The following is a 12,413-nucleotide window of genomic DNA, read 5'->3' as shown; positions in this document are numbered from 1 at the left end:
ATCCCATCACCTTCATTCGCACCGCAGACTCCCTTGATTGGCGCTCCTGTGTCGAAGTCTACACCTGCACGGCGGGACATCTGCCGATGCAAAGCTTTCTGCTTGTCGCAATTGAACGCTAAGCTTGGGCCTATGGATGATTCAGATTATTTACGCCTGCTGACCATCGCGGCCGAGCAAGCCAACGCCTTCCTGTCCAATGCCCGCAAATGGGAGCGTGAGCGTTGGGTCTGCCAGCGCCTGCTGCAAGGCTTGAATATTCCTTATCGCGCCGACGAATTCGCGCCCGCCGGTGAGCCGCCGGACGTGTTGTTTCGCGACGCCAATTTCGAGGTGTTTTTCGTCCTCGACGAGGGCCGTCGGCTCAACGACGAATGGCGCGATGAGCTGCAACGGCGGCGCAGTGCGTTTTCCCTCAGCCAACTGGTGCGGCGTGAAGCCAAGCCACGGCGGATTCCGGCCAATGAATTTCTGCTGAGACTGGCGCCGACCTTGCGCAAGAAAGCGCACAACTACAAGGAACGCGGAATGGATCTGGGCGAGCTGGACATCATTGCCTTCGCCAGCCTCAAACGCGAAGTGCTCGACCTGAATAGCCACTTTCCGCCACCCACCGAATACCTGCGTCAGGGCTGGCGTTCGCTATCGCTGGTCGGGCCGACCTTTGCCCGGGTGTTGTTCGCCCATCCCGATGCCCCGGATTTTCTACGCGGCAACCTGGGGCGCAGCATCGTGTTCGATGTCGGGATCAGCCTGTGACGCCGCTTCAACAATTGATTGCTGATGTCCCGCAGACCGGATGCGTGCGCTGGATTGGCGTGCGCCCCGAATCACGGGGGCCGATGCTCGCGCTCGATGCGGTGGAGGCGCGGCTTGAAGCCGGGCTCACCGGCGACCACACTCGGCCCGGTGTGCGCAATGCGCGGCAGGTGACGCTGATTCAGTGGGAACACCTGGTTGTGATCAGCGCCCTGATGGGCCGGTCGGCCGAACAACCGGTCACACCTGAAGATCTGCGGCGCAATCTCGTTATAAGCGGGATCAACCTGTTCAGCCTCAAGGGGCGGCGCTTTCGCATTGGTCAGGCGATTTTCGAAACTACAGGCTGGTGCCAGCCGTGTGCGCGTCTGCAAAACAACCTTGGCCCCGGAACGTTCCAGGCCGTGCGCGGGCATGGCGGAATCACCGCGCGAGTGTTACAAAGCGGGATCATTCGCCTCGGGGACAGTGTGTCTGTCGAACCGGTCCCGGACAGTGGCTATGCTGCGTTCAATCCCGGTTGAAAACCGCTGTAGCGTGTTCTCATTCAGTAACGTCTACCTGACGAGGCCTTTATGACCAGCCGCCTGAACCCCGAAGACCAGAAGCATGTCGAAGAGTACCTGCAGTTGTCCCAACACCGTGTCGAGCGCCGGCCATTCCGGCCGTGGATGCTCCTGGTGCTGGTGCTGGCAGTGACCATTGGTCTGGGCCTGTTGAGCCGATTTATCAGTTACCTGACGCTATGAGCTGCATCGCGCTCGCTCGGGTAGCCGTACCGATTTCCTTTCAAAACCTTGCGAGCTATCCCTATGTCCCATCGTATTGTCATTGTCGGCGGCGGCGCCGGCGGTCTGGAGTTGGCTACCCGTCTGGGTAAGACTCTGGGCAAACGCGGCACCGCCAGCATCATGCTGGTCGACGCGAACCTCACGCACATCTGGAAACCGCTGCTGCACGAAGTGGCCGCCGGATCGCTGAACTCTTCCGAAGACGAACTCAACTATGTCGCCCAGGCCAAATGGAACCACTTCGAGTTCCAGCTGGGGCGCATGAGCGGGCTCGATCGTGAGCAGAAGAAGATCCAGCTGGCTGCCACCTACGACGAAAACGGCGTTGAGCTGGTCCCGGCGCGGGAAGTGCCCTACGACTCGCTGGTGATCGCAGTCGGCAGCACCACCAACGATTTCGGCACCCAGGGCGCCGCGCAACACTGCCTGTTCCTCGACACCCGCAAACAGGCCGAGCGCTTCCACCAGCAACTGCTCAATCACTATCTGCGTGCTCATGCCGGGCAAACCGATGTGGTCCAGCAGATCAGCGTGGCTATCGTCGGCGCGGGCGCCACGGGTGTGGAACTGGCGGCCGAGCTGCACAACGCCGCCCATGAACTGGCGGCTTACGGTCTGGACCGGATCAAACCGGAAAACATGCACATCACCCTGATCGAAGCCGGGCCACGGGTGCTGCCAGCCCTGCCGGAGCGGATCAGCGGGCCGGTACACAAGACCCTGGAGAAACTCGGGGTCAACGTAATGACCAACGCTTCGGTCAGCCAGGTCACCGCCGACAGCCTGATCACCGCCGATGGCAACGAGATCAAGGCCAGTCTGAAAGTCTGGGCTGCCGGGATCCGCGCACCGGGTTTCCTCAAGGATATCGACGGCCTGGAAACCAACCGCATCAATCAGCTGCAAGTGCTGCCGACGCTGCAGACCACCCGCGACGAAAACATTTTCGCCTTCGGTGACTGCGCCGCGTGCCCGCAACCGGGCTCCGATCGCAACGTTCCACCACGGGCCCAGGCTGCGCACCAGCAGGCGTCGCTGCTGGCCAAATCGCTGAAATTGCGGATCGAAGGCAAGACCCTGCCGGAGTACAAGTACACCGACTACGGCTCGCTGATTTCGCTGTCGCGTTTTTCGGCGGTGGGTAACCTGATGGGCAACCTGACCGGCAGCGTGATGCTCGAAGGCTGGCTGGCGCGGATGTTTTACGTGTCGCTGTACCGCATGCACCAGATGGCGCTGTACGGGCCGTTCCGCACGGCGATGCTGATGCTGGGCAGCAAGATCGGACGCGGCACCGAGCCGCGCCTGAAGCTGCACTGATGTAACACCCTGTGGGAGTGAGCTTGCTCACGAAGACGGTGGATCAGTCGATAAATGCATCGGCTGACCCGCCTCATTCGCGAGCAAGCTCGCTCCCACAATGTTTTGTGTTTATCGAAAGATCTGTTTCCTACTGTATCTGCCCCCCGCTTTCCCCACCTTCGCTTACAAACGCCCCGCTCCTCGACACAGACGCGATACACCGCCACCGCTTAATGGCCACACCCGAGCACACCTGCTCCGGCTTGATCGCCCTTAACGTGTGGTTGCGCTGTGCAACCGAAGGAGAATGCAATGTCCCGTACTTCGAAAATCGGCAAAAACTCCCTTGGCCTGGTCGGTGCCGTACTGGCCGGCGGCCTGATGCTGTCCGGCTCGGTGTTCGCCGCACAACCGCTGGCCCAGGGTTATATGGTCGCTTCGGCCGAGACCTCGGTGAAAACCCCGGAAGGCAAATGCGGTGAAGGCAAATGCGGCGATGCGTCGATGGCCAAGACCGACACCGATGGCGACGGCAAGGTCTCGCGCGCCGAATTTCTGAAGGTCGCGCCGAAGTCCGACTTCGACAAGATCGACACCAACCACGACGGCTTCATCGACGAGCAAGAGGCGTACAACAACGTCAAAGCCAACTTCGAAGCCAATGGCAAGAAAATGCCGAAAGGCCTGTTCGAACACCTGAAAGACCAGGACGGTGCCTGATTTTTCAGACGCCCGACAAAACAAAGCCGCGCTTTCCCTGATGAGAAGCGCGGCTTTTTCACGCCTGCATGATTACAGCTGGAAGCGCCGCACCATGCCTTGCAGGGCGTTGGCCAGTTGCGACAGCTCATGGCTCGACGCGTTGGTTTGATCGGCACCCGCCGCCGAGCGCACCGACAGATCGCGAATGTTCACCAGATTGCGGTCCACTTCCCGCGCCACCTGCGCCTGTTCTTCGGCGGCGCTGGCGATCACCAGATTGCGTTCGTGGATTTCGTGGACCGAGGCCGTGATCGTCTGCAACGCTTCACCGGCCCGCTCGGCCAGCACCAACGTGGTGGCCGCCCGCGAGGCACTGGCCTGCATCGACTCCAGCGCCAGGCTCGACCCGCTGCGCATGCCCTGCACCATCTGCTCGATTTCCTGGGTCGATTGCTGCGTGCGATAAGCCAGTGCCCGGACTTCGTCGGCGACCACGGCAAACCCGCGTCCACTCTCCCCGGCCCGGGCCGCTTCGATGGCAGCGTTGAGCGCCAGCAGGTTGGTCTGTTCGGCAATCGCCCGGATCACGTCCAGCACTTTGCCGATGTCCTGCGACTGATTGGCCAGTGATTGCACCAGCTCGCCGGTGTGTTCGACTTCGCTGGCCAGAGCGTTGATGGCGCCGGCGGTTTCGCTGACCCGCTCTTGGCCCAACTGTGCCGACTCGCTGGACTGGCGGGTGGCGTCGGACGTCGACACCGCGTTGCGGGCGACTTCTTCGACCGCCGTGGTCATCTCGTTGACGGCGGTGGCGGCCTGTTCGATTTCGTTGTTCTGCTGTTGCAGCCCTTGCGTGCTGTCGTGGGTGACCGCGCTGAGTTCGTCGGAAGCGGTCGCCAGTTGCGTGGCCGAGCCGCTGATGCCCTGCAGGGTTTCGCGCAGGTTCTGCTGCATGGTCGCCAACGCCTTGAGCAAGCGGCTGACTTCATCGTTGCCGTGGGTTTCGATCGGACGGGTCAGATCGCCTCTGGCGACGTGTTCAGCAGCGTCGACGGCGGCGCTCAGGGGGCGAACGATGCTGCGGGTCAGCAACATGGCCAAAGCCACAGTGGCCAGCGCCGCCAGCGCGATGAACAGGGTCACGATGGTGCGCGAGGTTTCGTAATGGGCGGCAGAGTTCTGGCTTTCGGCGGCGACCTGGCGGGCGAACAGATCCGCCAGATCGTTGAGTTGCTTGCCGGAGCCGTCGACCACGGTTTTCATGTCGACCAGCAGCAACTTGGTCAGCTCGTCGCGCTTGCCTTGCTCGGCTAGGGTGAACGACTGGGCGATGCCGGTGCGGTAGGCAGCAAAAGTTTTCTTGAACTGATCGTACAACTGCTGCCCTTCCGGGGTTGTTACCAGCCGGTCGTAGGCGGCGATTTTTTCGCTCAGCTCCTTGTCGCGGGTGTCCATCTGGCTGCGGTACGTGGCGATGTTGGCCGGATCCTGATCCAACGCCATGCGCAGGGAGATGGTGCGGATGCGCAGCATGATCTCGCGAATTTCGTCGCCGCCACGAATACTCGGCAGCCACTGGGTCTCCACCGCCACTTCACTGTCGCGGATGCTCGACATCTGCCCCAGCGCAAACACCCCGAGCAACGCCACCAGTAACGCGATCAGGGCAAAGCCAAGAGCGGCGCGGGGAGCAATATTCAACTGACGAAGCAACATGACGAACGCCCTTTTTCTTGTATTGGCAGAGTTCAGGGGCGTTTGATGCGGCAGGCCCCTTTCGTTAGCGGGCTATCGGCAAGTTGTATGACGACTTGAATGAAACATTTCCGGAGGGCAAAAAAAATCCCCGTATCTTTCGATACGAGGATTTTTAATATGGTCGGGGTAAGGGGATTCGAACTCCTGACATCCTGCTCCCAAAGCAGGCGCGCTACCGGACTGCGCTATACCCCGGTAAAAAAAAGGCGATCTTTCAAAGATCGCCTTCTTCGATCAGCGCTTTTGGCCTCTGATCTTAAGATTCGATCCCAGTATTACCTGGTTTCAAAAATGGTGGGTCGTGTGGGATTCGAACCTACGACCAATTGGTTAAAAGCCAACTGCTCTACCAACTGAGCTAACGACCCAAAAATGGTCGGGGTAAGGGGATTCGAACTCCTGACATCCTGCTCCCAAAGCAGGCGCGCTACCGGACTGCGCTATACCCCGGTTTGAAATTGGCTCCGTGACCAGGACTCGAACCTGGGACCCAATGATTAACAGTCATTTGCTCTACCGACTGAGCTATCACGGAACTACATATTTCAATTTACAACGGTGAAACTTGCAGCTTCTCGACATCGTTTTCGCATCGCTGCGTTCGTGTGTCTGAGGCGCGCTATTCTACAACCTAGAACACCTCTGTCAACCCCCTAAATTGCTTTCAAGTTAATGATTTGCAACTTATTTCAGATTTCTGCCCAGTGAGCTGAAACCGTGTTGGTGACTGACTGCGGGGCGCACTTTACAAGCCTTTTCCTTTGAGTTCAACAGCCTAACGAAAAAAAAGGCCTCGCAGTGCGAGGCCTTGATTACTTCACCACCGTCGAGCGTCAGTTGAACGTGATCTCGTCGTTCTCCACGACGCCGGTCGCGGTCTCGCCCGGCAGGAAACGTCCCGACAGGATCAACTGCGCCAACGGGTTCTCGATCCAGCGCTGGATCGCCCGCTTCAGCGGCCGTGCGCCATAGACCGGGTCGTAGCCGACGGCAATCAGCTTGTCCATCGCTTCCGGGCTCAGCTCCAGCTTCAGCTCGCGCTCGGCCAGACGGCTGCGCAGACGGCCCAGCTGGATCTCGGTAATGCCCGCGATCTGATCCCGCGCCAATGGCTCGAAGATCACCACTTCGTCGACCCGGTTGATGAACTCCGGACGGAAGTGGGTGGAAATCGCATCCATCACCGCTGCCCGTTGCGCTTCACGATCGCCTACCAGTTCCTGGATCTGCATCGAACCCAGGTTCGAGGTCATGACGATCACGGTATTGCGGAAGTCCACCGTGCGGCCGTGGCTGTCGGTCAGACGACCATCCTCCAGCACTTGCAGCAGGATGTTGAACACATCCGGGTGCGCCTTCTCGACTTCGTCCAGCAGGATCACCGAGTAAGGCTTGCGCCGTACCGCTTCGGTCAGGTAACCGCCCTCTTCGTAGCCGACGTAGCCCGGTGGCGCACCGATCAGCCGCGCCACGGAATGTTTCTCCATGAACTCGGACATGTCGATCCGCACCATCGCCTCTTCCGTATCGAAGAGGAATTCGGCCAGCGCCTTGCACAGCTCGGTTTTACCGACACCGGTCGGGCCGAGGAACATGAACGAGCCGCTCGGGCGATTCGGGTCGGACAACCCGGCACGGGAACGCCGCACCGCGTTGGCCACTGCAACCACCGCTTCGTCCTGGCCGATCACGCGTTGATGCAACAGGCTTTCCATCTTCATCAGCTTGTCGCGCTCGCCTTCGAGCATTTTCGACACCGGAATACCGGTCCACTTCGAAACGACTTCGGCGATTTCCTCTTCAGTCACCTTGCTGCGCAGCAGCTGGTTTTCGCTCTTGCCGTGCTGGTCGACCATTTGCAGGCTGCGCTCCAGATCCGGGATCACCCCGTACTGCAACTCGGCCATGCGGTTCAGGTCGCCTTTACGACGCGCGGCTTCCAGTTCCTGACGGGACTGTTCGATCTTTTGCTGAATCTGCGCAGAACCCTGCACCTCGGCTTTTTCCGAGTTCCAGATTTCTTCCAGATCCGAATATTCCCGCTCGTGACGGACGATTTCTTCCTGGAGTTTTTCCAGGCGCTTGATCGCCGCTTCGTCGCTTTCTTTCTTCAGGGCCTGGGATTCGACTTTCAGTTGAATCAGGCGCCGCTCCAGACGATCCAGCACTTCCGGCTTGGAGTCGATCTCCATGCGGATGCGGCTGGCCGCTTCGTCGATCAGGTCGATCGCCTTGTCCGGCAGTTGCCGGTCAGTGATGTAGCGATGGCTGAGCTTGGCCGCCGCGATGATCGCGCCGTCAGTGATCGCCACCTTGTGGTGAACCTCGTAACGCTCTTTGAGGCCACGCAGGATCGCGATGGTGTCTTCTTCGCTCGGTTCGTCCACCAGCACTTTCTGGAAGCGCCGCTCGAGGGCCGCGTCCTTCTCTATATATTGGCGGTACTCGTTGAGCGTGGTGGCGCCGACGCAATGCAGTTCACCACGGGCCAGGGCCGGTTTGAGCATGTTGCCGGCGTCCATCGAGCCCTCGCCCTTGCCGGCGCCGACCATGGTGTGCAGTTCGTCGATGAACAGAATGATCTGCCCTTCCTGCTTCGACAGCTCGTTGAGCAGCGCTTTCAGGCGCTCTTCGAACTCGCCGCGATATTTGGCACCGGCAATCAGCGCACCCATATCGAGGGACAGCAGGCGCTTGCCGCGCAGGCCATCCGGCACTTCGCCGTTGATGATGCGCTGGGCCAGACCTTCGGCAATCGCGGTTTTACCCACGCCAGGCTCGCCGATCAGCACCGGGTTGTTCTTGGTGCGGCGTTGCAGAACCTGAATGGTGCGACGGATCTCGTCGTCACGGCCGATCACCGGGTCAAGCTTGCCTTCTTCGGCGCGCTTGGTCAGGTCGACGGTGTACTTATCCAGTGCCTGACGCGACTCTTCGTGGTTGGCGTCGTTAACGGCTTCGCCACCGCGCAGGTTGTTGATCGCATTCTCCAGCGCCTTTTTGCTCACACCCTGGCCGAGCAGCAACTTGCCGAGCTTGCTGTTCTCGTCCATCGCGGCAAGCAGCACCAGCTCGCTGGAAATGAACTGGTCGCCCTTCTGCTGGGCCAGACGGTCGGCCTGGTTGAGCAGACGAGCCAGATCCTGCGACATATTCACGTCGCCGGTCGGGTTCTGGATTTTCGGTAATTGATCGAGCTCTTTGGTCAGCTCTTTACGCAAGCTGTTGACGTCGAAGCCCACCTGCATCAACAGGGGTTTGATCGAACCACCCTGCTGTTCAAGCATGGCTTGCATCAAATGCGCCGGCTCGATGGCCGGATGATCGTGGCCGACAGCCAGGGATTGGGCATCGGACAACGCCAACTGCAATTTGCTGGTTAAACGGTCTATACGCATGGGTCACCTTCCTTTTGAGCAGGCCGGACCTAAAAACCATCCTGAATAAAGAAACCTGCCAGATACCGCTATAGATGCGGTCGATTCTGGAAGATTCAAGCGTCAGGGAGTTGATGCAGGTCAGACAAGCTTAGCGGGCGCCCAGCCTCGCAAATACGTTTCTCTTTTGGCGAGTGGCTGTTTTCGTCAGGCAAGGCGCCGCGACGAGTCATAGCCCGCTATGGCGAGGAGCGGCAACGCAGCATGACGTAAACAGACGCCGTCAAAAAGAAACAGTATTTGTGAGGCTGGGCGCCTCAAGCCAGACTAGGGAGGCGAAGCGACCAGTGCGCGATGCACGGCGATAAGAGAAGAAGCGCGGATCGGTCACGGTACAGAAACCGCCACCATAAACAGCGGTGACACCACGAGCCGCCAGACGCAGCCGCGCCAGCTTATAGATGTCGGCCATGAACTTGCCGTCATTGTGGCTCGGGACAAAGGCTGTCTCGGCTTCGGGCAATTGATTGATGAAGACTTCCCGGACTTCCGGGCCGACTTCAAAGGCTTGCGGGCCGATGGCCGGGCCGAGCCAGACCAGTACGTCTTCGGCGAGCACGTCCAGACTGTCGAGTGTGGCTTCCAGCACGCCGGCCGCCAGCCCACGCCAACCGGCGTGCGCCGCTGCCACGCGAGTACCGGCACGGTCGCAGAACAGCGCCGGCAGGCAATCGGCGGTCATCGCCGCACACGCGATACCGGGTGTTGCCGTCCAGCTGGCATCCGCCGTGGCCACCACGGACGGATCAGCATGCGCCACGGCAATCCCGTGCACTTGCTGCAACCAGGCAGGCTTTATAGAGAAGTGTTCGGTCAGGCGCCGACGGTTTTCGGCGACGGTCTCCGGGCGGTCATCGACATGATCGCCCAGGTTGAGGCTGTCGAACGGCGCCTCGCTGACGCCGCCCTCGCGGGTGGTGACACAGGCCCTGACGCTGGCCGGCGCGGGCCAGTCCGGCGTCAGCCAGTTCATCCGATGAATGCCTCGCGATCCTGCTTGAGCAGAGTCAGCAGCCACACCAGATCTTCCGGCAGCGGCGACTCCCAGCTCATGCGCTCACCGGTGGTCGGGTGATCCAGCTCAAGGAACCGCGCGTGCAGGGCCTGACGCGGGAAGTGCTTGAGGGATTCGACCATGGTCTGGCTCGCGGCCGGCGGAATGCGGAAACGACCGCCGTATGCCGGGTCGCCGACCAACGGGAAGTTGATGTGCGACATGTGCACGCGAATCTGGTGGGTACGACCGGTTTCCAGCTTCACCCGCACGTGGGTGTGGGAGCGGAAGCGCTCCAGCACGCGGTAGTGGCTGACGGCCGGCTTGCCGCCTTCCATCACCGCCATGCGCTGACGCTGCTGGCCGTGGCGGCCGATCGGGGCATTGATCTTGCCACCGGCGGTCACTACGCCGATCACGATGCACTCGTAGATCCGGCTGACGCTGCGGCTTTGCAGCTGGGCGACCAGCTTGGTCTGCGCCTGAATGGTCTTGGCCACCACCATCAGACCGGTGGTGTCCTTGTCCAGACGATGCACGATACCGGCGCGCGGGACATTGATGATGTCCGGCACGTGGTGCAGCAAGGCGTTGAGCAAGGTGCCATCAGCGTGACCGGCAGCCGGGTGCACCACCAGGCCCGCAGGCTTGTTGATCACCAGAATGTCGTCATCTTCATAGACGATGTCGAGTTCGATGTCCTGAGCGACCCATTCACCCTGGGCCTCCTGCTCGGCAGTGAGCTCAAGGATGGCACCGCCATGAACGATGTCGCGCGGGCGGATGACCGCCCCGTCCACAGTCAGGCGACCTTCTTTGATCCAGGCGGAAAGGCGCGAGCGCGAGTGCTCGGCGAAGAGTTGGGCGGCGACTTGATCGAGGCGTTGGCCGCCCAATTCGGACGGCACCTCTGCGCGAAGTTCAATTTTATCGGACATGCTCGGACTGGGCGTCGGCTACAGCCTTTGGTTTCGGCTGCGCGCTTGTGGTTAAATACGGCGTCTTTTGCCCCGGGGCTTTTCAACGGGGCGCTCATCATAACAGGACGGCCCCGCCCAAGACAGCGGCCGTCATAGGGACGCAAGCCGCCATGCAAGTGAAACACCTGCTGCTGATCGCCATCCTCGCATTGACCGCTGCTTGCTCATCGAAGGAAGTCGTAGACGAAAACCTGAGTGAAGCCGAGCTGTACCAGCAGGCTCAACAGGACCTGGACAACAACAGCTACACCAGCGCCACAGCCAAGCTGAAGGCTCTGGAGTCGCGTTATCCGTTCGGTCGCTACGCCGATCAGGCGCAGCTGGAACTGATCTACGCCAACTACAAGAACGCCGAGCCGGAAGCTGCAAAATCCGCCGCCGAGCGTTTCATTCGTCTGCATCCGCAGCACCCGAACGTGGATTACGCCTACTACCTGAAGGGCCTGACTTCGTTCGACCAGGACGTCGGCCTGCTGGCGCGCTTCCTGCCGCTGGACATGACCAAGCGTGACCCGGGTGCCGCCCGCGACTCCTACAACGAGTTCGCCCAGCTGACCAGCCGCTACCCGAACAGCCGCTACGCGCCGGACGCCAAGCAGCGCATGATCTACCTGCGCAACCTGCTGGCGGCCTACGAAATCCACGTGGCCGACTACTACCTGACCCGTCAGGCCTATGTCGCCGCTGCCAACCGTGGTCGTTATGTAGTGGAAAACTTCCAGGAAACCCCGTCGGTCGGTGACGGCCTGGCGGTGATGACCGAAGCCTACCAGCGTCTGCATCTGGACGAACTGGCGGCCACCAGTCTGGAAACCCTGAAGCTCAACTACCCGAACCACCCGAGCCTGCAGGACGGCCAGTTCGTGCCTCGTGTTGCCGAAGCCGACAACCGTTCGTTCCTGAGCAAGGCCACTCTGGGCCTGATCGAATCCCGTCCGCCGCTGCCGCCGGGAGAAACCCGCGCCAACCAGGACGTGCAGAAGCAGTTCCAGGACGCGAAAGACGCGATCCCGAACGAGCTCAAGCCGAAAGACGAAAACGGCGACGTGATCGAAGAGCCGGAACCGGAGTCGAGCGACAGCGACCGTTCCATCTTCAGCTACATGACCTTCGGTCTGTTCGACTGATCACTTCGGTGATGCCAAAAAGGGAGATCTTCGGATCTCCCTTTTTATTGCGGCGTGTGATTGGGCTGTGCGCTTGTCGGGTCCTTGGCTAAACTGCCGAATCATTAGCCGAAAAGCCGCCCATCATGCTTCGTTTACTGTTCTGGATTGCCTTGATCGCCGCTGCTGTCTGGTTGTGGCGCAAATTCAAGGCCCCCGCCTCGTCCACCCGATCGCCTCGCGAACAGGATGCCGCGCCGATGGTGCGCTGCGCCCATTGCGGCGTGCACCTGCCCCGCGACCGCGCGCTGAACCTTCAACAACAGTGGTATTGCAGCCAGGCTCACCTTGAGCAAGGCCCCGGTTCCAGTGATCGCTGAGGCCGACAACGCCGACAGCAAACAGGCTCAGCGACTGCTGCGCCTCTATCATCTGTACCGTTTGAGTGTCGGCATCACCCTGGTGTTGCTGATCTCCAGCAACATGGACAACCGCCTGCTGACCTCGGCCAACGACGAGTTGCTGCGCAATGGCAGCTGGTTGTACCTGGTGCTGAACATCCTGCTGGTGGTGTTCCTCGAGAA

Annotated in this window: 11 protein-coding genes, 4 tRNA genes and 1 pseudogene; 8 read left to right on the top strand and 8 right to left on the bottom strand. The window is 60.5% G+C overall.

Annotated elements, in window-relative coordinates; all coding sequences use genetic code 11:
* The first annotated feature begins 132 nt into the window (after positions 1-132).
* From K5E37_RS24910 to K5E37_RS24890, 5 genes are all read left to right on the top strand, one after another.
* On the top strand, positions 133-759 hold the full coding sequence (locus K5E37_RS24910; protein WP_007959580.1) for a DUF1780 domain-containing protein: 627 nt from the start codon (positions 133-135) through the stop codon (positions 757-759).
* Positions 756-1,283, top strand: a complete 528-nt coding sequence (locus K5E37_RS24905) for an MOSC domain-containing protein (protein WP_221535408.1) — start codon at positions 756-758, stop codon at positions 1,281-1,283. The genes K5E37_RS24910 and K5E37_RS24905 overlap by 4 nt, the downstream gene beginning before the upstream one ends.
* 51 nt (positions 1,284-1,334) lie before the next feature.
* A complete protein-coding gene (locus K5E37_RS24900; RefSeq protein WP_007909875.1) occupies positions 1,335-1,508 on the top strand; it encodes a DUF3094 domain-containing protein in 174 nt (57 codons plus the stop codon).
* 63 nt (positions 1,509-1,571) lie between these two features.
* Positions 1,572-2,870 (top strand): NAD(P)/FAD-dependent oxidoreductase, encoded by a 1,299-nt coding sequence (locus K5E37_RS24895; protein WP_064599500.1) that lies wholly within the window; start codon positions 1,572-1,574, stop codon positions 2,868-2,870.
* A 294-nt stretch (positions 2,871-3,164) separates the two neighbouring features.
* Positions 3,165-3,572, top strand: coding sequence for a hypothetical protein (locus K5E37_RS24890; RefSeq protein ID WP_007959573.1), 408 nt, complete (start codon positions 3,165-3,167; stop codon positions 3,570-3,572).
* A 72-nt stretch (positions 3,573-3,644) separates the two neighbouring features.
* On the opposite strand, the gene K5E37_RS24885 is transcribed toward K5E37_RS24890, so the two are convergent.
* The 8 genes from K5E37_RS24885 to rluD form a co-directional block, all read right to left on the bottom strand.
* A complete protein-coding gene (locus tag K5E37_RS24885) occupies positions 3,645-5,270 on the bottom strand; it encodes a methyl-accepting chemotaxis protein (protein ID WP_221535407.1) in 1,626 nt (541 codons plus the stop codon).
* 160 nt (positions 5,271-5,430) lie between these two features.
* A tRNA-Pro gene (locus tag K5E37_RS24880) sits at positions 5,431-5,507 on the bottom strand.
* A 97-nt stretch (positions 5,508-5,604) separates the two neighbouring features.
* A tRNA-Lys gene (locus K5E37_RS24875) sits at positions 5,605-5,680 on the bottom strand.
* A gap of 5 nt (positions 5,681-5,685) precedes the next feature.
* Positions 5,686-5,762, bottom strand: a tRNA-Pro gene (locus K5E37_RS24870).
* 9 nt (positions 5,763-5,771) lie between these two features.
* Positions 5,772-5,847, bottom strand: a tRNA-Asn gene (locus tag K5E37_RS24865).
* Positions 5,848-6,145: 298 nt separating this feature from the next.
* A complete protein-coding gene (gene clpB / locus K5E37_RS24860) occupies positions 6,146-8,710 on the bottom strand; it encodes an ATP-dependent chaperone ClpB (RefSeq protein WP_007959569.1) in 2,565 nt (854 codons plus the stop codon).
* Between the two features lie 262 nt (positions 8,711-8,972).
* Positions 8,973-9,722 (bottom strand): peptidoglycan editing factor PgeF, encoded by a 750-nt coding sequence (pgeF, locus tag K5E37_RS24855; protein ID WP_221535406.1) that lies wholly within the window; start codon positions 9,720-9,722, stop codon positions 8,973-8,975.
* On the bottom strand, positions 9,719-10,681 hold the full coding sequence (gene rluD / locus K5E37_RS24850; RefSeq protein ID WP_007959567.1) for a 23S rRNA pseudouridine(1911/1915/1917) synthase RluD: 963 nt from the start codon (positions 10,679-10,681) through the stop codon (positions 9,719-9,721). Before rluD ends, pgeF begins: the two co-directional genes overlap by 4 nt.
* Before the next feature lie 152 nt (positions 10,682-10,833).
* Here rluD and K5E37_RS24845 point away from each other — a divergent pair, with 152 nt between their 5' ends.
* The 3 genes and pseudogenes from K5E37_RS24845 to K5E37_RS24835 form a co-directional block, all read left to right on the top strand.
* Positions 10,834-11,850 carry an outer membrane protein assembly factor BamD gene (locus K5E37_RS24845; protein WP_007959566.1) on the top strand — a complete coding sequence of 339 codons (1,017 nt, stop codon included), beginning with the start codon at positions 10,834-10,836 and terminating at the stop codon, positions 11,848-11,850.
* Positions 11,851-11,975: 125 nt separating this feature from the next.
* Entirely contained in the window at positions 11,976-12,209 is a 234-nt protein-coding gene (locus K5E37_RS24840) for a PP0621 family protein (protein WP_039771683.1), read from the top strand.
* Positions 12,199-12,413: pseudogene (locus K5E37_RS24835) on the top strand (PAS domain-containing sensor histidine kinase); the annotation flags it as partial. The gene K5E37_RS24840 and the pseudogene K5E37_RS24835, both read left to right, overlap by 11 nt.

Origin of the sequence: Pseudomonas sp. RIT778 (assembly GCF_019718735.1) — a bacterium.
In the GTDB taxonomy this organism is placed as follows: domain Bacteria; phylum Pseudomonadota; class Gammaproteobacteria; order Pseudomonadales; family Pseudomonadaceae; genus Aquipseudomonas; species Aquipseudomonas aphyarum.
The sequence above is the reverse complement of the archived record's forward strand: the minus strand, read 5'-3'. Positions and strand labels throughout refer to the sequence as shown.